Genomic DNA, 22,657 nt, shown 5'->3' with positions numbered 1-22,657 from the left:
TTATGGAGTTTAATATAGAAAAAACAGTTAGTGAAGAAGCTAAAGAGAAAAATAAAGTGATATTTTCTTTGGAAGAAGATGTAGCGAAGTATCTTAGATCTAAAGATTACGGAAAGGATATAAAGACTTATACAATAAAATTGAATTGTGTAAATCCGCCCAAAGGTTTTGAACACTTATTTAAGTTATTGCCTCCTAAATATATTGATTTAAAAGTATCAAAAAATATTAGTACGGGACAAGAACAAGAATTTAAGAAACATTTTTTTTGTTCAATAAATCTTATTGGGGAGTACTATAATGAATTTGTAAACTCTTCAGATGAAGAAAGTAAGAAACTTTTAGGAAGAGAAATAATAAAGTCTTTTTCTTACTTAGATAAGCTTCCGAAAAAACTAAAGGATTTTGATAAAGAAAAGTTCAAGATAGATGTTGAGAATTTTTTCAAAGATGTAGGGATAATATAATCAAAATTGAAATAATGAAAGTTTTAAATAAAAGTTTCGTGTATAGATTTGTTGTGCTTTTCCTACTTACCTTAGCTGTATACAGCTGTAATAAAAACATAGATAATAATACAATGAAGAAAGTAGAAAGTCTTGAGAAATTGAAAAAGGAGCCAAAGTTTATTGTAACGGCCTTTTATCCTGGTTTGGAAAATAAAGAGAATCAAAAAGCTCTATCAGACTTATTTGACAATACTATTAATGAATTTATTAAAGGTGCTGAGAACAATTTTAGCGATGTTCAATATCAAGATTTGATGAAAGAAAGTCTGAAAAAGTTCGACATTTACAATTTAGATACAGAAGATAGAGAATATATCTGCGGATACTATGAAAAGATAATGGATGCGATAGAATTAGAAAGTTCTGGGGGTGTATTAAATGAATGGATGTATGGGTTCGATGTTTAAAGCCGATGTAGTAAAGTTCTTTAAGGAACAGTACTTAATAAACCATGGAAGAATATAAAACTTAAAAAAAAATTCAATGGAAAATTATCCTTCCGAAACCTGTAATTTAAATACGAATCCCACATATGTTGGCTAACAAAAGGCAATTCTCAAAATGAGTCGGTTGAGTTTACATTCCAAACATTGATGCAGCTACACTTAAATAGGTAGCTAAATAATTAAGTAAAAAAGAAATGTGGTAAATAAAATAAATGCCTTTTGGAAATGGTTTGTAAAAAACGCAAATCATTTTCTACCAAAATCAATTTCAAATGAATACGTAGAACTTTTAGATAATGAAATTGAAAAATTTGGTGATTTTGGATGGGAAATTGGTTTTGATAATAAAGTAAACAAAAATTTTTTAACAATTTCGCCGGATGGAGATCGTGGTTTATTTGAGCTTTCAAAGACTATAATAAGTCAATCACCAAATCTCGAAGATTGGATTTTTTATTCATCCAAACCTCCTAAGCAGTGGAAATTAATATTCCAACTTTTAATAGATGATGAAAAAGTCGAGTTTAATGCAGATGAATGGAAATATGTTCTTTATAAATATCCTGACAATGTTTATGATGTTGTAATAAAAGTTCCTATTTCATATAAGCCTTATGAAAAGTATTTTTATGAAATTGGAGATATCGCAGTCACTGGCGAACTAGGAGAAGGATTTGTAATTGAGTACGTCAATGTTATTGAATTAGTATATGATTTTGATAATGTGGTAAAAGGAAAGGATTTTGTTTATTTAAAAACAGAAATATTAATGTGATAAAAATGAAGTAGCTGATAGAGAGGTAAGAAAATGAAAGATTAAGTTATCTTCATAATGGCAGCAGCATAGAAGTTCTTGAGGAAAACAACTATTATCCTTTTGGGTTGAAACATGAGGGATACAATGGTTTAGAGGGAAATCCTAGCTATAAATACAAGTACAACGGAAAGGAAATGCAGGAGACGGGAATGTACGACTACGGATGGCGTCAATACATGCCGGATGTAGCAAGATGGATGCAGTTAGATCCGTTGGTTGAAGATACAGAAGATCCTTATGCTTATGTATTTAATAATCCTATTAGTTTAACTGATCCTGATGGAAGAGCTCCCGATGGCGTACTTGAAACAGATTGCTGTCCAGATTCTTCATTACCTTCTGATGATATGGAGTTTGAAAATACTGCTTTCGATTTAACTACTATTGGTCTATCTGCCGTAGGCGGACCAGAAGGTGTATTGATGAGCCAAGGAGTGAAGCCTGCTTATTTAAAAGCTTTTGAATCTGTTAAAAATTTTCAAAAAACGAGGCAAGAGCAGCAAGACTAAATAAAGTTGGACGAGAAGGAAAAAACTTCACTAAAGCAGGTGAGGAAGTAGTAATAAAGAAAAATGAAATAAAATACGGAAAAGTTCAATGTGAAAATTGTAGTGTTCACTAGAAAAGCATTAAAAAAATATGAACAAAAAAGTCATTTTAACATACTACGATGTTGAAGAAAATTTAGCAGAAGAAGCTTTATGGATAGAGCCTTTAGAGGACAATAAATATCAGGTGAAAAATGTTCCGTTTTTTGCCCCGAATATAGCTTACAATGATATAATAACTGTTGAAGATGACGAGGGTAATTTGTATTTTGAAGAACTTGTTAAAGCGTCCGAACATAGTACAATACAAATCGTAATTTTTAATGAGCGAGAAGCTAATGAAATTATAAAAAATATTGAACATTTTGGATGTTCTTGGGAGGGAATGGAAAATCAAACTATTTTAGCTGTTGATGTTCCCCCATCTGTAAATTATAGCATATTTAAAAAATATCTAGATAAGAATTTAACTGAAAATATTTTTGATTATAAGGAGGCCTGCCTTTCTGAAACCCATTTAAATTTACGGTAAAGTCCTCACAAAGGTACGAATCCTTTCGTGTGGCAGATAATAAGTATCAAGGGCAGGAGCTGCAGGAGACCGATTTTTATTCGTTCAAGTGGAGCAATTACATGCCCGATGTTGGTAGGTTCTTTAATATTGATCCTCTTGCTGAATCCTTTCCATACAATAGTACCTATGCTTTTTCTGAAAACAGAGTTATTGATGGTATTGAACTGGAAGGATTAGAATGGGTTCCTTGGGTTGTGAAGGTTGCTCCATTAATGGAAAATGCAGCTGTTCGCCCAAATCCTGTTGTAGAAACGGTTGTTAAAACAAGTGAAACTATTAGTAAAACAACACAGGAGCATCACTTAATTGAAGAAGGAAGACATGCAAATCATACTAAGCTTAACGAACAAATAAAGGACTTGCTTAATGAAATTCCAAAATCAGAGGCATTGAAAGGGTTAAGAAATTTAAGAGATAAGACGAAAGATGCAATTAATAATAATCCTGACACCAAGCTGAATGATTTAAAATTAAAAAAAGCTTTTCCTGTTAAAAACAAGACAATATTAATGTTACTCATAACCCTCCACTTGTTATAATGCCTGTTCCAAAACCAAAAGATCCTTGTGCGGGAATACCTTATTGTGCGTAAAATAAAAATATATTAGAAAAATGAATAATAGCGCAAAAATCGAAGAAGACAATATTTATAAATACAATTTATATAAAGCTGAAAATACTTTATGGTATTTTAACGACTTAATTAGAAGCGGGTTTTCAGGGTATAATTCTGTTAAGTTTGAAAATAAGGAAGGTGTTTATGTATGGCTGGAAAATGTTAAAATTGAAGAAAACTATTATTTAGGCAATTTAGCAGAAAATGGTACTACTCAAAAAATTATTATGAATGATATTATCGATTGGATGATTATTGAGAATGGAAGGCTAATCGGTGGTTATACCATTCGTCATTACAGAGATAATATCCTTGATGATGAAGAAAAATTGAATTTTGATATTGATTTTGGGGTTGTAATTGATGATGGAAATGATTTTTTTAAGCCTGATTTATCAACTCCAGAAGGCGCAATTGTTAAAATTGAAAACTTCTATTCTGCCAAAGACTTACAGGGTATATTGTCGTGTAAAAACTTTACCAAGGAAGCTGAAAATTTATTAAATGAAAGAAATTTATTAATTACTGAAGATCTTGTAAATGAAATTGCAGAAACTTTAAAAGTTACTTTCATTCAAGATTTAAAGGAAAATGGATATCCTTATTTTAAAGATATTGAAAGAAACTTTAACCTTAAAGAGGAAAAGGAGAACATGCAATTAATTGAAGAAAAAGTTGTTTATCAAGATGGAAGCGTTACAGTAAATAATTTATGGGTGTGGCATTCAAAGGAAGGAGAATGGAAAATATTAAATCTTGTTGAATAATTTAATGGATAGCAGTATTGAAATAACAGTTAATCTTGAAGTTAAAATGGAATTATGGAAAGAAAATGGTGATTCAAAATGGAATGAATGGGGCTAAAGAAAGAAGTAAAGTTGAAAATGACGGTAAGGTAGTTTGTGCAGATTGTGGTACTAAAACAACACCTAGTAAAGAACAGACAACCAAAAGATACACGAAAAGAAGTATTGGATGATTATAACGAAGGAACTCGTTTAAGATGTAAAGGTTGTAATAGAAGTGATAATCAATGATTATGGAAATAATAAAACATATTGAAAAATATTTGGGTACTATTACAGAAGGTGAATCAGTAACCCTTGAAGATTATGGGAAATTAACCCTTCTAAAGTTCATAAGGCAACCTTTTGAAAATGTAACTACCTATGTAACGCTAGGATTAAGTAATCATATTTTAAATATCAAAGAAAATAAAAATGTGAGAATGGAAGTTTTAGCTAGTGTGTACACCAAGCAGGAAAATAACTTTATTAATGATCTACTGATTTATATATCAAATAAAATGCTTATAAATCATAAGGCTATTTTGAGAGGTCAAGTAATATCAATCCCCAAGAAAGTTTTAGGAAATAATTTATTTGATTCAGTATACGTTAGCATTCCTGTTTTTTTTGAAGAAGAGTTTGCAAGTATTAAAGGAACGGATCCTGATATTGTTTTTGCATGGATTTTTCCAATATACAAAAGCGAAGCTGATTCCATACATAAAGATGGTTGGTGTAAGTTTGAAGAGTTTCTTGAAGAAAATGAAATAGGTAATTTGTGGGATTTGAATAGAGATAAGTTCCAATGGTGAAACAATTGAAGATGATTGATTAGATATTATCAAAAGTAAATAAAAGTATTATGTCATACGATAGGATAGAATGGCATTCAGAAGGGGAAGGCTTTCCTAAAGAAGCTAAACCTGAAGATGGAGGCACACATATAGGTATGTTTTTAACTTGGATTGTCCAAAATGATTTAATTGGGGAACTTTATATAGAAATATCACAGGAAGCAATAAATAAGGTTAAGAGTCAAAAAATGACAGGTAGAGACTTTTTAATTGAGGAATGTGATAGTAAATTTTATAATGAAGTTCTAAATGATGAAGGAAATGAATTTGTAAAGTATTATTACGATGATGATGGGAACGAAAATTACTTTGGTGACTATGCAAAAGTCTTTGATGAATATGATAATGTATATGAAGTAGAAAATTCATGGGAAAATTATGATAAGATAAAACCAATTATTGAAATGCGTTATCACGAATGGAAAAATAATAATCATAAATCGCTTACTCTTTGTAACAAGAAGATGAAAGTCAATGAAATAGCACAGGAAATAAGTGATGGCGTTCTAGAAAGTTTTCAAAAACACGGTTTTAAATACCGAAAAGCGCAAAAAGAGTTTGTCCGAAAGATTAAAGAAGCGGATCAAGTTTTTAGTTTAATGTATACAAAAAGAAATGACGGAACTATTACTGTAAAACCTGAGCTAATAATTCAGGTGAAAGAAATAGAAGCTATTTATAAATCAATAGCTCAAATAAAATCAAGACCATATTTGACATTGGGAAATTATTTTTTGCATTTAAGAGATTATGATGGGGATGATCTTAATTATAAAAAAAAGCCAACGAAGGAATGGCTAATTGAAAATGATGCAGATGTAAAACACTTAATTAAAATTATTCCCGAATATCTTGAAGAAGATATTTTGCCATATTTCGAGAGCAACTCGAGTGTGAGCCGAGTAGATGAATTGCTAAACAAATATCCTGAAAAAATGAGTGTTCATAATTATTCATATCCTCTTAGGACGAATATCGCCATAATAGCCGCAAAGCTTAATAGAAATCCTAATTATGACGATCTAATCAAAATTTATGAAAGAGAGCTGGAAGATGCAGAGGAAAATTACAAGATTGAGTTTTATAAGTTAAAAGAGTTGTTGGCTTCAAATCTAATCAATGACAAAAAAATATGGGATGCAAAAGGAAAAAAGTAAATTCTAATGAAACAACGGACAGAGTGACAAGATGATGAAAGTAACTGAAATAGTACAGCAAATTTAAACATTATGTGTGCACAGGCAATTACCAGTAAGGATTACAAAATTCTATGTAAAGAAGAGGGGCTGAAATATGATCTGAAAAATATGAAAGCATATAGGTATCCAGATTATAATGAAAGTACTTCGCTTTTCATTGATGATAAAACATTGTTTGTTTTTCCAAATATTATGGGGGGAAGTGCTATAATTGTATCGAAGGAGAATTATGATAAAATGTATGCTGATAATTCATATCCTTTATTACCTGAGAACGATACACCTTACCTTTTGTACAAAGATCTGATGAATAAAGAGGGTTTTGTTAAAGAAAATATGATTAAAATTCTGAAAGATCTTGGGCTTCAATATAACGAAGAGACATTCTATAAAGATGCAGAAAAATTATCAAAAGTTTTATCAGAGCAAAATAAGAAAAAATTAGCGATCCCAATGCTATACTTCATTGGCGAAGATCTCCACAAACTTTGCCCCGAAGCAGAATGGAGCTATAATACAAGGCGATATTTTCATCCATTTAATGAACCTATATTGTATTATGAAGATCGTTCTTATTCTTTTTATGATTTAAATATTTTATTGGAGGAGAAACTTCTTAAGGGAAAGAAAATAACACTTAAAAACATTTATAAAAGAGTTGAAGGTTACTATGTAAGGAAAAAATGGTTATGGGAATAATTAAAGTTTCTAAGATAGAATTCTGAGACTACAATAAACAAAAGCAGGAATTCCTGCTTTTAGTTCTTACAAATTTACGTGCATGGCTAACCTAACCAGTACCAACTTACCGTAAATAATTTTTATAATATGAGAAGGGTATTTTTTCTAATTTTAATAGCAAATTTAAACATTATGTGTGCACAGGCAATTTTCAGCAAGGAGTACAAGGTCGTAACTGAAGAAGAGAGATCAAAATATAATCTGAAAAATATGAAAGAATATAGGTATCCTGCATATAATGAAAGTACTTCACTATTTATTGATGAGAATACACTATATGTTTTTCCAAATATTATGGGCGGGAGCGCTATAATTGTATCGAAGGAGAATTATGATAAAATGTATGCTGATAATTCATATCCTTTATTACCTGAGAACGATACACCTTACCTTTTGTACAAAGATCTGATGAATATAGATGGTTTTGTTAAAGAAAATATGATTAAAATTCTGAAAGATCTTGGGCTTCAATATAACGAAGAGACATTCTATAAAGATGCAGAAAAATTATCAAAAGTTTTATCAGAGGAAGATAAGAAAAAATTAGTTGTTCCTATGCTATTCCTCATTGGCGAAGATCTTCACAAACTTTGCCCAGAAGCAGAATGGAATTTTGAAACCAAACGTTTTTTTCATCCATTTAATGAACCTATATTATTCTATCAAGATCGTTATTTCTCATTTTATTATCTAAATGTCTTATTAGAAAGGAAGCTTATTGAAAATAAAAAAATGACATTTAAAAGCATTTATTCCAAAGTTGAAAAATATTACGTGAAAGAAAGCTGGTTTTGGCAGAAACATTAAAGTTTCCAAGATAGAATTCAAAGACTACAATCAACAAATGCAGGAATTCTTGCTTTTGTTTGTAATAAAAATTAGCATATGAGAATATTATTAAATGTCCTAACGATATTTAGCTGTTTATTATTTTATCAAGTTTGTAACGCCCAGTCAGCTATAAAGTATATAGAGATCGATTGGAAAAATGGAAGCGAAGCAGCAAAAAAAATTATGGTAAGTGATTTTTACTATAATCTAATAGACGCTTGGTCTCCCTTCGGTAGCGATAGAGGGAATGACACTTATTATTTGTATTGTGATTGGAAGAGTAAGCATCCAAATGAGAATGTAAAAGGGTTTATAGACGAAGAGCTTATTGCTTGCGGTTATCCCGGATTTGATCTCTATCTTGATGGGAGTGATCCTAAGAAGTTGAAAAGTATCGTCAATACGATGCAAAATCAATATATTTCTTTAAATAATATCAATATTATTGTTATTTCACTAGCATTTTCTCAGTTATTTTTAGAGGGGCGTATCGAGCCAGAAGTAAAAAGATGGGCAGAGGCTGCCTTTAGCAGAGAAAAGGTATTTCTCAATTTTTGGGGAGAAGATGGAGAAAAAGAAAGAGTGGAAAGAGAAGAAAGAATGGATCAGCTATTAAGCGATCTACGTAAGGGGTAGGCTATATTTCTTTTAATTTTAATGCGGACCCCCACATATGTTGGCTAACAAAAGGCGATTCTCAAAAATGAGTCGGTTGAGTTTACATTCTAAACATTGATGCAGCTACACTTAAATAGGTGGCTAAATAATTAAGTAAAAAAGAATCTTTAATAAATAAGTTTATATGAAAAGGAGCCAAGGGCTCCTTTTTTTGGTTTAATAAATGCGTAGTTTCAATCTATGCCATAATGTGATGTTTATATTTAATTATGTTGACTAATTGCAAATAAATAAGGATATGTAAAATAATGCGACATTTATTTAATCAATTATTAAATAAATATTAAATTTGTTTTTATAACATCTATCATGTGGTCTTACAATAGACATAAGAAAAATGACGAACAGATCTTTCATAGTCTTGTTCATCAATACAATCCATTGATATATTCTCTCATTTTCAAAAAAATAAAAACTAGAGATGATATTTTCGATGTGTTTCAGAATGTCCTTATGCATTTATGGGAATACGAGGATAAGTTGCATGTTGACAATGTAAAAGGAATTATTATTAAGACCTGCATACAGGAAATTGCAAATTTTTATCGAGTACGAACGAAAATCGATGCTTGCGAAATACCTAACATAGAAAAAATAGATTCTGGCTTAGAGGATTTGTCTTTAATAGAAGAAAAAGAAAAATATCTTATAGCTATCGAAGATGCCATTGAGGATTTAATCCCGCCGATTCGACAGGAAATATTCAAAATGAATAAATTAGATGGAATAACACAAGAAATGATTGCAGTCAACCTGAACATTCCGAAACGAGCAGTTGAAAATCATATTTCGAAATCCATAATTTTCCTGAAAAATAGAATTAAAAAATCTTAAAATGCGTTAAAGTTTCTTAAATAACGTTAATTATTCATATTCATCGTGTGGTTTTTTTTCATTTCCTCATATATATAATAAACAAGCTATTATGGAAGAGGATGAAAATATTCCTTATCTGACCAAAGAAGACGAAAAAAAAATCTGGGAAGACTTTTTCACTTCTGTAAGACGGAAAAAAGAGCAAAAACGATTAAAGCAGATTCGAACTTATACCGGTATTGCGGCTATAATATTAGTAATCTTTTGTATAGTGGGCTATAATCTGATGTTCAAACCTGACATCTATATTGCGAAAGACAACGATACTCGTATTATACTTTCTGAGGGGTCGGAAGTCATTTTGCTAAAAGGAGCAAAGTTGACTGTTGAAAAATCTTTTCCAGCAAACATTAGAGAAGTAAACCTTGAAGGTGACGCAGTTTTTAAAATATCTAAATCAAAAGAGCATCCTTTTATTGTCCACGGAAAGAACTATGAAACAAGGGTATTAGGAACTGTCTTTAAAATTTCCCAACGTGGAAAAACTTTCAGTGTAGATCTATATGAAGGGAAAGTCGAAGTCTATCAAGCAGGAAACCCAAAGGAAATATTTGAACTTAAGCCCAAAGAAACATTTTCTAATATGGGAATTGCACAGGTAGGGACGGTTTCAGTAACTGATAGAATTGACAAGTCAAAAGTAGAACATCTGCCGAGTCTATCGTTCAATGAATGCTCCCTTGGAAATGTAGTAGAAGTGCTAAAAAAAACATATGGCGTGAACATCATCCATTCTGCAGAACTCGAAAATATAAAAATTACTATAACAGCTAAGGACTTAACGGCAAAAGAACTGCTTCAAACCGTCGCATTACAAACTAACCTAAATCTTAAAGAAATAAATGATCAAACATTTGAACTGGAAAAATAAGCTTTGGTGCCTAATCACACCAGCAATGATACCACATCGATAGTTCAGTTTCATACAATGAAAAAAACCGACGGTTGCCTCCGTCGGTCATGTACAAAACTAGAACAGATTTTAAATTGAGTTACTAATCTTAATACTTATGCAAAAATATGAAAAATCTTTGCACAGCTACCATATTCTTTTTATTAGGGATAAATTCCCTTAGTGGTCAGCAACAACAGACACTCTCTAAAATGAGGGTGAAATATGAAGCTGGAGCTCTTTCAGCACCAGAAGCTATTGAACGTTTTCTATCAGAGAACAAAATTAAACAGTATGCATACTCGAAAGAATCTTTAAAGGGATATAAGGTTTCGGGTACAAAGTGTGTTAATGAATCAATTATTGACTGCCTTGGCAAAATGCTTAGAGATATCCCTTTCGAAGTGCTGATCTACAACAATACTGTTATAATTCGAGAAAAGAAGACCACGACCTCTGCTAAATCAGATAATGTGGATATTATACCAGTATTAGACACTTTACGATCAACAAAAGGTACAGAATCTATTGCAAATAGAGAAGCCACAATTGAAGAGGTTACATTAAGTGCAGGCTATTATTCTGTTAAAGCCAAAGAGCGAACTGGGAGTATATCAAAAGTAACAGCGAAAGAGATTGAAAATCAGCCAGTCTTAAATGTGCTGTCTGCTTTACAGGGGCGAATGACAGGCGTAAACATAAGCCAGAACTCAGGAGTAGCAGGAGGCGGATATAATATTCAAATCAGAGGTCAAAATAGTCTTAGAACAAGCAGTGCAATAGGATTGGATGGAAATATCCCTTTATATATTGTAGATGGTGTCCCTTTGAGCAATGCACTAAATGATTTCTCCAGCACATCGGTATTGGCTATTCCAGGAGGTAGAATGAATCCTTTAAATAGCATAAATCCAAATGATATTGAAAGTGTTGAGGTTCTAAAGGATGCTGATGCTACCGCAATATACGGTTCAAAGGGAGCTAATGGTGTAATTTTGATTACTACTAAAAAAGGTAGATCAGGTAAAATCCGAACAGAATTCACGACAAGTTACGGTATAAGTGAAGCTTTTTCAAATATTAAGCTTATGAACAAAGAGCAATATCTCTATATGCGTCGAAGTGCATTCGCTAATGAGGGGATAACTACTTTCCCCATTAATGCATATGACCTGAATGGAACTTGGGAAAACAATGAAGTGGATTGGGTTAAAACATTGATTGGACACAAAGCTACGTCTAGCGATACACAGATTTCACTAACAGGGGGGAGTGATACAACTAGCTTTTTAGTGTCTCTGGGGCACAATGAACAAACCACAGTCTATGCTCAAGGATTCAAATACATAAGTAATACGATCAATACAAATTTATCACATCGTTCGAAAGACAAAAAATTGCAAATTAATATTTCGAATATGTTTTCCAGCCAAAAAAATAATGTCGTGAGAGCTGAAATTGCAAGCAGAGCATATACGCTAGCTCCCGTTGCTCCCGACCTTTATAAATCTGATGGGAGTTTAAACTGGGCTGGTACTTCCTTTACTAATCCCCTTGCAGCTTTCAACGCAAGCTACACCAATGATAGTAAACTTTTCCAAAGTAATGCCAATGCTGAATATAAAATATACCGTGATCTAAAATTTCGACTGAATGCAGGTCTGAATTATACTACTGTTGACGAATTATCCTTGATGCCTAATACGATGTATAATCCTGCTATAGCTGTTGCAGCTACAAGTGCCTATTCCCAAGCAGCAAAAAGAAACCAACAGATTTTCTCACTGATAACAGAACCTCAGCTTAGCTGGATGAGAAAGTGGAAAAATCAACAGCTGGAACTACTGCTTGGAGGAAGCTTCCAGAGGAGTGTCCGCGACACTGATGAATTATCAGGTGTAGGATTTGAAAGTAATAAATTTATCACAAATATTGGAGCTGCAAAAACTATTACAGTGGGGGATCAATCTTCAATTGAATATCGTTATGCTGCAATTTTCGGAAGGCTAAACTATCAATTTAGAAAAAAATATATTATAAATATTACCGGAAGACGTGACGGAAGCAGCCGATTCGGGACAAATAACCGTTTTGCTAATTTCGGAGCAGTTGGGTCAGCTTGGATATTTTCAAATGAAACTCTTTTTGATAGATTGAACTGGTTAAGTTTCGGAAAGATCCGTGGAAGTTATGGTGCCGCAGGAAGTGATAATATTGGTGATTTTCAATACCTGGATAATTATACTGTTTCTCCTACTTTGATATATAATAACACAACAGGTCTGATACCTTCTCGTTTATTTAATCCGAATTACAGTTGGGAAAAAACGCGTAAGCTGGAAGCAGCAATTGAACTTGGGTTCCTAAAGGACCGAATAAATACAACCATCGCATGGTACAGGAACCGCTCATCAAACCAATTGGTTGGCTACCAGCTTTCTGCTGTAACTGGTTTCAGCAGTGTAATGGCCAATCTTAATGCAACAGTTCAGAACACAGGATTAGAAATCGAACTCTCGGGAAAACCGATTATCTCCCATAATTTTAAGTGGAACAGTTCCTTCAATATCAGCTTTCCAAAAAACAAACTTATATCATTTCCAGGATTAGAAGGTTCATCATACGCTAATCAATTTGCAATTGGTTATTCAACACAGATTGTCAAACTTTACCAATTAGAAGGGATTGACCCCAAAACGGGGCGGTATAAATTTACAGATTTCAATGGGGACGGGAAAATATCTTCACCTGATGATAATAAAATAATTAGGGAAATCGGTGTTAAGTTTTTTGGGGGCCTTAGTAATACTTTTCAATATAAAAATTGGGATTTATCTGTTCTATTTCAATTCGTGAAGCAAGATAGAAGTAATTTCAATGCGGCACTTGCATTACCCGGTGGTATGACCAATCAGCCCACAGAGGTTTTGGATGTATGGTCATTAGGAAACCCAAATGGTACTTATATGCCATATCGGACTACCGATAGCGATGGTAGCCAAACACTCTTCCGTCGTAGTACAGCAACCGTTTCAGATGCATCTTTTATTAGGCTAAAAAATGTTCAGGTAGGGTATAGTCTTCCTTTAAAAAGTTCAATCTTTCAAAATGTCAAAATATATTTTCAAGGACAAAACCTAGTAACATGGACCAATTTTTTCGACATAGACCCTGAATTATTCTCTTCCAGCTCACTACCACTTTCAAGAACGTATATGTTCGGAATCCAGTTTAATCTATAAAATATAAAAAAATGAAAAATATTTTAATAATACCAATATTTGCACTGTTCATCTCATGTGAAAAGCTAATCGAAGTAGATATTCCAAATAATCAGATTGATAGGGAGGAAGTGTTTTCGAATGTGCAAACAGCAAATTCAGCGTTAGCGGCACTGTATGCCGATGTAATGGTAAATTCTCCTATATCAGGTGTTAACCTCGATGCCACCTTGTCACTTTACACTGACGAACTTGACGAATTTAGTCCCACCATAACACCTAATCAAGAACTGTATCGCAATCAACAGATTGATACTAATCTGATCGTTTACAATATATGGGCTAATGCATACAAACATATCTATAGCGCTAATTCAATCATAGAAGGTGTCGGGAACTCGACTGGCATAAGCACCAATGATAAAAAATACCTGATAGGTGAAGCTATATTGATCAGAACATTAATGTTCTTTTATTTAAACCAGTTGTATGGTGATATTCCTCTTCCTATTACAACGGATTATAATGTTAATCAGGTCATAAAAAAAACACCATCGCCAGAAGTACTCTCAAAAATGGAAAATGATCTTAATCAGGTTTTAACGCTCCTTTCGGACGATTATCGAAATTCTGAACGTATTTACCCCAATAAAATGGTGGCAAGACTACTTTTGGCAAAAATATATATGGCTAAACAGAATTGGGGAAGCGCAGAAACGCTTCTGAATGAAATAAGGCTATCGTCATTATACCAAATAGAAACAGATATTACAAAAGTTTTTCAAAAGTCAGGCAAACATATATTGTGGCAATTGAAACCAGCAAACAACAAATCTTTACCGCAGGCAACAAATTACTATTTTACCAATGCAAAACCTTTCTTGTATGCATTAACTACAAACCTTGTAAACACATTCCAAGATTCAGATTTAAGAAAACAAAACTGGATGGCGAAAGTTACCTATAGCGGGCAAACGTGGTATAGAGCAGAAAAATATAAGATTCGCGACAACTCCAATACCAATGAATATTCGATTATATTCAGACAGGAAGAGGTTTATTTACTTTTAGCTGAAACACTTGTCCAGCAAAATAAGTTGACAGATGCCCTTCCATACATTAATGCAATTCGCCAACGATCAGGAATACCTTCTACGGTTGTTTCAAATAAAAATGCAATGTTGGATGAAATTCTACTGGAAGGCAGACGTGAATTCTTTACAGAGACAGGACATCGCTTCCTTGATCTTAAAAGAATGGACAAGCTGAATACTCTTTTAGGAGTAAAGCCAAACTGGAAAGATTTTCATAAACTTTGGCCGATACCTCAAAAGGAAATTTTGCTCAATACTAACCTCCAACCTCAAAACCACGGTTATTAACATGAAAATAATTTTGTTAAGATTATTGATGATCTTCTCTGGTTCTGTGCTGATAGCAGCACAGAACCAGAGTGATACAATATATGACTGGAAATCAAAATTTGTCTCCTTGGCAAAACCTCACATATCGGCAAGTGGAAACTGGGTCGCTATAAAAAAACTATACCGACAAAAATCTGACACGATGTTTATCATAAATATCAAGAATCAGGCATTGCAACCAAAAAAAATTCTTTGTTCCGCAATACCTATTTTCATTGAAGATCAAGCAGTCTTGGGTTTGAGTAATAACAAAGCAGAATTTTTAAATCTACTCAGCAATAATAGATATGTATATGACAATGTGTTATCCGCTTATAAATTAGACAGAATAAATCGATTTGCTTTACTTACAAAGGATAAGAAATTGAAGTTTTATAATCTTTTGGGACAGAGTATATTAGATGTTCAAACAGATGATGGACAAGTGATTTCAGATTCAAAAAATATGGTGTATTATTTGCAAAAAAATCTTACTGAATGGAGGGTTATGCAAACTGATGGCTCACATACTAAAAAGATCTACTCAACGACCAATAAAATCTCAAAAATAGATTTGACATCTTCCGCGAAAGAGTTAATTATCATCGAGAGTGGAAAAAATGGAGAAGATAATTTAACTGTAATTAATGTTGGCGAATCAAATAAACAACTGCTTAAAATGGCTGTCGCAGAAAAATCAGAAGTAAAATTTGACGAAATCCAAGGTGGTAAAACTTACCTGATAAAAGCAACAGCCAAGCCTACTGAAAAAGAAGATCCTATCCTTGATATCTGGTACGGCAATGATCCATTTGTCAATGAAAATATGTTGCGATTTAAAAAGAAAAATTTTTGGATATGGAACAACGGGGATAAACCAAAAGAGATCATTGTTCCTGAACACAATGCGGAGATTCAAAATATTAATAGTGAGCGTTATTTTTTATGGTACATCCCCCGCAAAAGACACAATTTTATCACCAGTGCACCAGAACTCAATGACGCGTATATCTATGATATAAATACAGGTATCTCTAGGAGCTTGGGCGATCTAAAATTAATGAAACAAACAAAGAAAACCGGACGAATGAGGAAATTGGGTGAAGAAATCTTCTGCTCCCCAAATGGAAAAAGATTTTTGGCTTCCAATGATGGCATTAGATGGACAGTGTTTCTAATGAACGGAGATAAAGAAAAAGTAATTGATTCTTACGGTCTTGAATATCCTGTTTTTTCAAAAAACGGAAAAATAATCTATTTTGAAAGTTCCACTGGTATCTGGTCTTACGATATTGAAATGCGTACGATTGTGGCTCTTCCAACAGGTAATTCCAATGTGCAAAAAATAGAAAATCTATCTACAATTAGAAATGGTTCGGTAGCAATCTCGCAAATGCAAACAAATTATATATTGGTGGAAAACTACGATAAAGAAAGCAATCAATCATCCTACAAAATTTTACAGAATGGAAACTGGAGAACATATATAAAAACAACGACAAATTATATAAAAAATATTGTTTTTACTCCGTCACTTGCCCATCTAATAACAGTGGAAGAAAATTTCAATCAGCCACCAGCTTTATATAAGTATACATATGATGGAAAAAGAACGCTTCTATTCGATGGTAATATACGGGATAAGAGCGCTAAAGCCATCAGACAGCAGATTTTAAGCTATTCAGCTGTAGGAAAAGATCTTCATGGGACTCTATACTATCCGCAAAACTATAGCTCAGCAAAAAAATATCCGATGGTAGTTCACATTTATGAAATGCAAAGAAATTTCTCCAATGAATATTTATCTCCCAACAATGATTTTCCCGTTGGATTCCAAATACGTACCTTAATAGAAAGAGGTTATTTTGTTTACTTACCAGACATAACTTATGGAAAGGACGGCCCTGGTATTTCATCCCTTGAATGTGTAAATAAAGCCTTGGATGCTGCATTGAAAATTCCCACTATTGACAGTACTAAAATTGGTCTAGGAGGTCATTCTCATGGTGGATACGAAACTAACTTTATTGCCACACGTTCCAATCGTTTCGCTGCATACATTTCTGGTGCTGGAAACAGCGATATTATTAGATCATACTATTCCTATAATTATAATTTTGGAAAACCCTTTTATTTTCAGTTTGAAAGTGAGCAGTATCAAATGGGAACATCTGTTGCTGCCGATAAAGAACTTTATTTCAATAATAGTCCAATTCTTAACGTACAGAACATATCTGCCCCAATTTTGCTTTGGGCAGGTAAAAAAGACAAGAATATTGCATGGGATCAAGTGATGGAATTTTATATTGGGCTCCGTCGATATCAAAAGGATGTAATAGCTTTATTTTATCAAAATCAGGGACATGCTTTTCTTAATGAGACTCCTGAAGAGAAAGATCTTTCCATCAAACTATTACAATGGTGGGATTATTTTTTAAAAGTCAATAATGACATACCTTGGATCAATAAGCAAATGAAAAAGGATGCAGGTGCATTGCCCCCAACAATAATGTTGTAGGGCATTGCCATTTCCTGCATACTTCACCAAATTACTTAAAACTTCTGGTTAGCTCTTGCGAACATTGGGTTTCGCTCATTTGCACGCGGTGCAACGCTGAACCATCACCTGCATCCCATTTACATACAAATGATCCACCTTCGTCACAATCCTGATCTACAGGAACACATTGAAGAGTTTGTGCATCAATACGATAAGTAGGAATAGCCTTAGACGACTTACTCACAAGATTGCCTGCAAAAGCAGCTCCTGCTCCCATTGCTACAATGAGAGCTGGCAATAATATCTTTTTCATATTAAGAGTATAATGGTTTATGCCTAATCTTTTCAAGGTTTTCGGCAATCCCTTTTTTTGTATCCTGATCCGCAGGCTTCTCCCTGAGTAACCTGCTTCGTTTAGTATTCAATTTAAATGCACCCGTCCTTATTTTGTAACGGATTATTTCATTTCCAATGATAACGTACAGAAAATCATCACCAACAATCATTGATGTCATCTTAAGATTATTTTTATTTCTAAGATAAAAACTCCCAATATATTGCTGTTCATCTAAACTATAGACATCTATTATTGTGGAATTTTTCCACGATTCAGTAGGCTCATGTTTCCCTTTTAAACTGGATTGGTTGAATAGTAAGTTACCACTTATCACCGAGCCTTTGTTTACGCTAAATGGCGGTGCGCTCATTTTATTACTGCCATTAGACAACCTCGTTATAGAAATTTTTGCTCTGCTCGTAGTGTCAATCGTGTTAAACCTGTTTAAAACGTTTAATGTACTGTCTAAAACGATATATTGATTTCGATAAACGTAGGTATATACTAACTTGGATGAATTGTTATGTGAAGCTAAAATTCCATCCACATCGAAAACACCGTCAAGCTGTTTTTCCAAAATTGAAGGCCTTAACTCCAATTTTTTTTCTTTGTTCAGATCCAATGAGGCCAGGGTGTATTGCTTATCTGATGTCCTTTGCGTTCTGATGGCAAACTTCATTGAATCAAGGATGGCTAATTGTTGAAAATAGGCATCTCCAAAACTAATCGTGGAAGCAAGAGAATCCATCAGATATCCCCTATATATTACAGGTACGGTGCCATCATACAGATAATAGAAAGGAACTCGTACCTGTAACTTCAGATTCTTAAAGGAGTGATCGCGCTTATCAAGCTTAGCCCTTACCGCAGATGTTTTAATCAGTCCCGTGTCAATTTTAGTAATAACTAAAGGCGCAGATTTATTACCCAAGTATATATTACCTAGATCCATACCTGCGAAATAATAAGAATTCACACCAAGGTCAAGGCTTCTGTCTTGAATTATTGGATGCAGCAAAAATCGTCTTGTAAAATTATTTTCTTTTTTTATAATATGTTCTGAACGTAAAAAGAGCGCTACCACAATGCCGCAGCTAATAATGATGGTTGAAAAGCTAGTTAAGAAGTGGAAAGTTAGATTTCGTTTTTGATTTATTTTTCTTTCTTTATAAATGATCGCTGTAAATGCAAGAATAACGAATATAATATTAAAAATAAGATGTTCGGTCCACCCTAATTTTTCTAGTATTCCACCACATGAGCAAGGAATAAAGTCGCTGTACTTTAGAATAAGGTATATGTAAATAGTAAAAGCAGACATAAGACCAAGCGAGCCATAAAGAGCCAATTTCTGAGTGTTAGGGAGACAAAGTGAAATTGCTAAAGCTAGCTCCACAATAATAACAGCAAATGAAATTATTCCTGCATAGGCGCTTAAAAGTGGGGATTGAGCCAACTGCACTTGAAAATTTTCAAAATCTAGTATCTTGCTCATCGCAGCATACACAAACAATAGTGCCATTAAAATAGCAACGATATTTGCATAATCTTTTAGATATTTAAGAAAATTATTCATCACAATCTGTTTATTGATTATCTCATAAACAAATTTCAGAAACCTTTTAAGAGAAAATATATCTAATACCAGAAAATGTATATCAAAAAAAGACTTTATTATTGTCAAAAATTCCCTTTTATAGGAAATTAATTGTAGAAACTAAAGCATATGCCTGAATCTTGGTATATCAACCAAAGATATTTTGTAATGTTGGCTGAATACTCGATACATATTTAAGTAATCATTGAACCGATTATTATAAGCAACTTCTTTAAGGGTCTTGTCGGTAAAAAGTATATCACGGTTTGCTCCAATCATTTTTAATTTCATGTAAAACTGGTAAAAAGTATCTTCTAAATAGACCTTACAATCCTTTTGAAGTTGTTTGTAGTTTTTATTAAACGAAGCTACATACTCCTGTAGGGATGGTTCTACTTTTGTTTGATACCCTTCTAATAGACGATGTATATAGACTAAATCCCTCGGAATAATATTTATGATCATCTTGGGTATTACAAATTCATGTAGCATAAAAATTATATTTTTACCACAAGGATCAGTCGCTGCAATACCAGTCAGTAAGGCAAAATTTGAGGCCTTTGAATATTGGAGATGAATAGGAACTATCCGATTGCGAACATTATCTGAAATCTGATCAATTACAAAGGAGAATCCCGTTAAAATTTCATCCTGTTTGGGTTTTTTAAAATCCTTTATCCTCCGTTCAATTACGCAAGAACTTTTAAATAAATCCATTTCTTTTGGCAGAAAACCAGTTTTTTGAAAAAATCCAATGTAGTAATCCATTAGTTTATTTAACTGAAGCTGCAGTACATCAATTTGGCTGGTATGAAATGCAGGAAAAATCCAGGGAAGTTTTGAAAACTCTTCGATCGAGTCCTTAACGACTTTTTCTACCTGTGATAATAAGTATGTGTTCATAAATCGGTCACCTAGTGTAACAAATTTCTTACATGAAAGAAAATCCAGTATTCTACTAAGTAATGAATTATTTTTGGTTTTCTAAAGAAAATGTAAAATTATTGTAAAACGTAACTATCATTAAATATAGTGATAATCAATATATTCTGAGCGGCACTTATGGAGCATTCTTATGAAACACTATTCCTTTTTTAGTAAGTGAGCTAAATCTGGGTCATTTGAGATTCTATCTATTTCTTTCTCAATTATCCCTAGGATTTCAAGTTTTATCTGTCTGTAATTCCTCTCAATAACTTCTTTCATACCATCGCATCCATTATCATCCGTAAAGGACAAAATCTCTGGAATCTTTTTATATGCCTTAGTCTCAGCAGCGACTTTTTCATTGTCAACTACAATTTCTGCGTGAAAGATTTTTTGAGCTATGCGCTCATCAAAATTATCCGAAACTGCTCCTACAAACATTCCTTGTGTAAGGGTTGAAATTTTTGAAGCAGGAATGAGACTGTCTAATTGTGTTGATATGGATGTTGATTTATCGTTACGATTAATGGTTATGCTCTGCCGTTTTTGTAGAACTTTTCCGAAACGGTCAGAAAGATTTTTTGCAGTTTCTCCAACTACTTGTCCGCTGAAAATATTGCCAACCGTATTCTGTATTACTTTAGCTTCTTTATCGCCATAATCACGTATTAACTGTGAAAAATCCTGAAATCCCAAACAAACAGCCACCTTATTGCTACGGGCAGTGGCTATCAAATTGTCTAAGCCCCTAAAATAAATTGTTGGCAGCTCATCTATGATTACTGAACTCTTTAATTGTCCTTTCTTATTAATGAGTTTTACAATTCTTGAATTGTACAAACCCAATGCGGCAGAATAAATATTTTGCCTGTCTGGATTATTACCCACGCACAAAATCTTAGGCTCTTCGGGATTGTTGATATCCAGCGAAAAATCGTCTCCGGTCATTACCCAATATAACTGTGGGCTTATCATTCGTGATAATGGAATTTTTGCCGATGCTATTTGTCCCTGTAACTGGTCTTGTGCGCCGCCTTGCCAGGCATCCATGAAAGGCGACAAATAGTTTTCCAATTCGGGGTAGGAGGTGAGAATAGTAAAAACATCCTCATATTTTTTATTAAGCAGTTCTATAGCGTGTGGGAAAGTGCAGTATTTGCCATTATCATAGATTTTCAGAAACCAGATAATGGCTGCAAGTAAAATAATTGGTGATTCTACGAAAAAATCCCCTTGCTTTTGTATCCACGACCTATTGAGGTTTAGCATGATTGTATAAGCGGCTTCATACGCATCTGATATATCAGTCATAAAGCCTGGGTTAAGTGGATTACAGCGGTGGCTTCTACGGGGATCATCAAAATTAATAACATAGAACTTTGGTTTAACCTTATACTTGCCGCTATGTTTAAGAAGGTGGTTGTATGCAATTGTTGAAAGGTCGTCGAACTTGAAGTCATAAATATACATCGCAAAACCTTTTTCGATGTGTTGCTTAATATAGTTGTTTATAAAGGCATATGATTTACCAGATCCTGGGGTACCTAAGACAATTGAGGCGCGAAATGGATTAACCACGTTTACATAACCATCGTTCCATTTGCCCCCGTAGTAAAACTTTGTTGGCAGATTTACAGAGTATTCATTCTCAATCAATTTGGTTTCTTGCTGAAAACTTTCATTCTCATTGTTGAATACATCCTTCATTAAGTCATTCTTCAATAAACGACTTACCCAGATTCCGGCAACCATCAATGCGATAAAACCGAGACTTGCAGATAAGATATATAGAAAAAAACCTACATCTGGAGAGAGCTGCAACAGCGGTGTATTAAAAAAGAATAATATAATTCCGCTGATAAGAACGATATTGATATTCACCCATTTTATTTTTTCATTCTTGACCCCTTTTGTTCCTAAACAACTAAGTGCTAATAAAACAAATGAAAATACTTTACTATTAAGAGGATGTGAAAATAGCCCAGCCGTCCGTTGAAAGTTAAATAATATCTTGTTAATTATTTCTAGTGTCCAGCCCTTGTCAACAAAAGCGCTGTAACAGAACCAGTAAAAATGCATTAGCATCAAAATGATGCTTACAGCACGCATGAATGCCATTATTTTTGCTAATCCCCTTAAATCATCTTCTCCTTGCATATTGATAAATTTGATTGAATGTGAATTTATCGGATTAGCTGATCTAGTTGTCAAATAGGAATTTAATGTCTTAAAAAGGCATTATTTGGCGCTAACATTTAGATAATGTTAAAACACCTCTTTTAGTAAATGATAAAAAGGAAATA

The 22,657-nt window shown here is 33.3% G+C and carries 22 protein-coding genes; 18 read left to right on the top strand and 4 right to left on the bottom strand.

Annotated elements, in window-relative coordinates; all coding sequences use genetic code 11:
• Positions 1-2 precede the first annotated feature (2 nt).
• From G6053_RS17055 to G6053_RS16970, 18 genes are all read left to right on the top strand, one after another.
• Positions 3-467 (top strand): hypothetical protein, encoded by a 465-nt coding sequence (locus G6053_RS17055; RefSeq protein ID WP_165307388.1) that lies wholly within the window; start codon positions 3-5, stop codon positions 465-467.
• 113 nt (positions 468-580) lie between these two features.
• On the top strand, positions 581-916 hold the full coding sequence (locus tag G6053_RS17050) for a DUF4844 domain-containing protein (protein WP_165307386.1): 336 nt from the start codon (positions 581-583) through the stop codon (positions 914-916).
• A gap of 235 nt (positions 917-1,151) precedes the next feature.
• A complete protein-coding gene (locus G6053_RS17045) occupies positions 1,152-1,730 on the top strand; it encodes a hypothetical protein (protein WP_165307385.1) in 579 nt (192 codons plus the stop codon).
• 68 nt (positions 1,731-1,798) lie between these two features.
• The gene (locus G6053_RS17040; RefSeq protein ID WP_165309660.1) at positions 1,799-2,281 is read left to right on the top strand and encodes an RHS repeat-associated core domain-containing protein; all 483 of its coding nucleotides are present in this window, start codon (positions 1,799-1,801) and stop codon (positions 2,279-2,281) included.
• Positions 2,282-2,411: 130 nt separating this feature from the next.
• Complete coding sequence (locus tag G6053_RS17035; protein ID WP_165307384.1) at positions 2,412-2,852, top strand: DUF4265 domain-containing protein; 441 nt, start codon at positions 2,412-2,414, stop codon at positions 2,850-2,852.
• Between the two features lie 29 nt (positions 2,853-2,881).
• Entirely contained in the window at positions 2,882-3,433 is a 552-nt protein-coding gene (locus G6053_RS30640) for a hypothetical protein (protein ID WP_206531754.1), read from the top strand.
• Positions 3,434-3,506: 73 nt separating this feature from the next.
• Complete coding sequence (locus G6053_RS17025) at positions 3,507-4,277, top strand: DUF2314 domain-containing protein (RefSeq protein ID WP_165307382.1); 771 nt, start codon at positions 3,507-3,509, stop codon at positions 4,275-4,277.
• 35 nt (positions 4,278-4,312) lie between these two features.
• A complete protein-coding gene (locus tag G6053_RS17020; protein WP_165307381.1) occupies positions 4,313-4,489 on the top strand; it encodes a hypothetical protein in 177 nt (58 codons plus the stop codon).
• A 60-nt stretch (positions 4,490-4,549) separates the two neighbouring features.
• Positions 4,550-5,110 carry a suppressor of fused domain protein gene (locus tag G6053_RS17015; RefSeq protein ID WP_165307379.1) on the top strand — a complete coding sequence of 187 codons (561 nt, stop codon included), beginning with the start codon at positions 4,550-4,552 and terminating at the stop codon, positions 5,108-5,110.
• A 50-nt stretch (positions 5,111-5,160) separates the two neighbouring features.
• Positions 5,161-6,309, top strand: a complete 1,149-nt coding sequence (locus G6053_RS17010; RefSeq protein ID WP_165307378.1) for a hypothetical protein — start codon at positions 5,161-5,163, stop codon at positions 6,307-6,309.
• A gap of 72 nt (positions 6,310-6,381) precedes the next feature.
• Positions 6,382-7,050, top strand: a complete 669-nt coding sequence (locus tag G6053_RS17005; RefSeq protein ID WP_165307377.1) for a hypothetical protein — start codon at positions 6,382-6,384, stop codon at positions 7,048-7,050.
• A gap of 129 nt (positions 7,051-7,179) precedes the next feature.
• Positions 7,180-7,899 carry a hypothetical protein gene (locus tag G6053_RS17000; RefSeq protein ID WP_165307375.1) on the top strand — a complete coding sequence of 240 codons (720 nt, stop codon included), beginning with the start codon at positions 7,180-7,182 and terminating at the stop codon, positions 7,897-7,899.
• 78 nt (positions 7,900-7,977) lie between these two features.
• A complete protein-coding gene (locus tag G6053_RS16995) occupies positions 7,978-8,559 on the top strand; it encodes a hypothetical protein (RefSeq protein ID WP_165307374.1) in 582 nt (193 codons plus the stop codon).
• A gap of 351 nt (positions 8,560-8,910) precedes the next feature.
• Positions 8,911-9,435 carry a sigma-70 family RNA polymerase sigma factor gene (locus G6053_RS16990; protein WP_165307372.1) on the top strand — a complete coding sequence of 175 codons (525 nt, stop codon included), beginning with the start codon at positions 8,911-8,913 and terminating at the stop codon, positions 9,433-9,435.
• A 91-nt stretch (positions 9,436-9,526) separates the two neighbouring features.
• A complete protein-coding gene (locus G6053_RS16985) occupies positions 9,527-10,348 on the top strand; it encodes a FecR family protein (protein WP_165307371.1) in 822 nt (273 codons plus the stop codon).
• 149 nt (positions 10,349-10,497) lie between these two features.
• Positions 10,498-13,611 carry a SusC/RagA family TonB-linked outer membrane protein gene (locus tag G6053_RS16980; RefSeq protein ID WP_165307369.1) on the top strand — a complete coding sequence of 1,038 codons (3,114 nt, stop codon included), beginning with the start codon at positions 10,498-10,500 and terminating at the stop codon, positions 13,609-13,611.
• A gap of 11 nt (positions 13,612-13,622) precedes the next feature.
• On the top strand, positions 13,623-14,972 hold the full coding sequence (locus G6053_RS16975) for a RagB/SusD family nutrient uptake outer membrane protein (protein ID WP_165307368.1): 1,350 nt from the start codon (positions 13,623-13,625) through the stop codon (positions 14,970-14,972).
• A 1-nt stretch (position 14,973) separates the two neighbouring features.
• Complete coding sequence (locus G6053_RS16970) at positions 14,974-17,511, top strand: prolyl oligopeptidase family serine peptidase (protein WP_165307366.1); 2,538 nt, start codon at positions 14,974-14,976, stop codon at positions 17,509-17,511.
• Between the two features lie 31 nt (positions 17,512-17,542).
• On the opposite strand, the gene G6053_RS16965 is transcribed toward G6053_RS16970, so the two are convergent.
• The 4 genes from G6053_RS16965 to mobC all read right to left on the bottom strand — a co-directional run bounded on the left by G6053_RS16965 (position 17,543) and on the right by mobC (position 22,511).
• Positions 17,543-17,806, bottom strand: a complete 264-nt coding sequence (locus tag G6053_RS16965) for a DUF6520 family protein (RefSeq protein WP_165307365.1) — start codon at positions 17,804-17,806, stop codon at positions 17,543-17,545.
• Between the two features lies 1 nt (position 17,807).
• The gene (locus G6053_RS16960) at positions 17,808-19,406 is read right to left on the bottom strand and encodes a MauE/DoxX family redox-associated membrane protein (RefSeq protein WP_165307363.1); all 1,599 of its coding nucleotides are present in this window, start codon (positions 19,404-19,406) and stop codon (positions 17,808-17,810) included.
• Positions 19,407-19,547: 141 nt separating this feature from the next.
• On the bottom strand, positions 19,548-20,330 hold the full coding sequence (locus tag G6053_RS16955) for a hypothetical protein (RefSeq protein ID WP_165307362.1): 783 nt from the start codon (positions 20,328-20,330) through the stop codon (positions 19,548-19,550).
• A gap of 180 nt (positions 20,331-20,510) precedes the next feature.
• Positions 20,511-22,511, bottom strand: a complete 2,001-nt coding sequence (gene mobC, locus G6053_RS16950) for a conjugal transfer protein MobC (RefSeq protein WP_165307360.1) — start codon at positions 22,509-22,511, stop codon at positions 20,511-20,513.
• Between the last annotated feature and the right edge of the window lie 146 nt (positions 22,512-22,657).

The sequence above is a fragment of the Sphingobacterium sp. DR205 genome (assembly GCF_011064245.1).
GTDB lineage: Bacteria > Bacteroidota > Bacteroidia > Sphingobacteriales > Sphingobacteriaceae > Sphingobacterium > Sphingobacterium athyrii.
The sequence above is the reverse complement of the archived record's forward strand: the minus strand, read 5'-3'. Positions and strand labels throughout refer to the sequence as shown.

Excerpts from the sequence above, each read along its gene's own strand:
- G6053_RS17055 (WP_165307388.1), top strand. The coding sequence starts at position 3 with ATGGAGTTTAATATAGAAAAAACAGTTAGTGAAGAAGCTAAAGAGAAA.
- G6053_RS17050 (WP_165307386.1), top strand. The coding sequence starts at position 581 with ATGAAGAAAGTAGAAAGTCTTGAGAAATTGAAAAAGGAGCCAAAGTTT.
- G6053_RS17035 (WP_165307384.1), top strand. The coding sequence starts at position 2,412 with ATGAACAAAAAAGTCATTTTAACATACTACGATGTTGAAGAAAATTTA.
- G6053_RS17025 (WP_165307382.1), top strand. The coding sequence starts at position 3,507 with ATGAATAATAGCGCAAAAATCGAAGAAGACAATATTTATAAATACAAT.
- G6053_RS17015 (WP_165307379.1), top strand. The coding sequence starts at position 4,550 with ATGGAAATAATAAAACATATTGAAAAATATTTGGGTACTATTACAGAA.
- G6053_RS17010 (WP_165307378.1), top strand. The coding sequence starts at position 5,161 with ATGTCATACGATAGGATAGAATGGCATTCAGAAGGGGAAGGCTTTCCT.
- G6053_RS17005 (WP_165307377.1), top strand. The coding sequence starts at position 6,382 with ATGTGTGCACAGGCAATTACCAGTAAGGATTACAAAATTCTATGTAAA.
- G6053_RS17000 (WP_165307375.1), top strand. The coding sequence starts at position 7,180 with ATGAGAAGGGTATTTTTTCTAATTTTAATAGCAAATTTAAACATTATG.
- G6053_RS16995 (WP_165307374.1), top strand. The coding sequence starts at position 7,978 with ATGAGAATATTATTAAATGTCCTAACGATATTTAGCTGTTTATTATTT.
- G6053_RS16990 (WP_165307372.1), top strand. The coding sequence starts at position 8,911 with ATGTGGTCTTACAATAGACATAAGAAAAATGACGAACAGATCTTTCAT.
- G6053_RS16985 (WP_165307371.1), top strand. The coding sequence starts at position 9,527 with ATGGAAGAGGATGAAAATATTCCTTATCTGACCAAAGAAGACGAAAAA.
- G6053_RS16980 (WP_165307369.1), top strand. The coding sequence starts at position 10,498 with ATGAAAAATCTTTGCACAGCTACCATATTCTTTTTATTAGGGATAAAT.
- G6053_RS16975 (WP_165307368.1), top strand. The coding sequence starts at position 13,623 with ATGAAAAATATTTTAATAATACCAATATTTGCACTGTTCATCTCATGT.
- G6053_RS16970 (WP_165307366.1), top strand. The coding sequence starts at position 14,974 with ATGAAAATAATTTTGTTAAGATTATTGATGATCTTCTCTGGTTCTGTG.
- G6053_RS16965 (WP_165307365.1), bottom strand. The coding sequence starts at position 17,806 with ATGAAAAAGATATTATTGCCAGCTCTCATTGTAGCAATGGGAGCAGGA.
- G6053_RS16960 (WP_165307363.1), bottom strand. The coding sequence starts at position 19,406 with ATGAATAATTTTCTTAAATATCTAAAAGATTATGCAAATATCGTTGCT.
- G6053_RS16955 (WP_165307362.1), bottom strand. The coding sequence starts at position 20,330 with ATGAACACATACTTATTATCACAGGTAGAAAAAGTCGTTAAGGACTCG.
- mobC (WP_165307360.1), bottom strand. The coding sequence starts at position 22,511 with ATGCAAGGAGAAGATGATTTAAGGGGATTAGCAAAAATAATGGCATTC.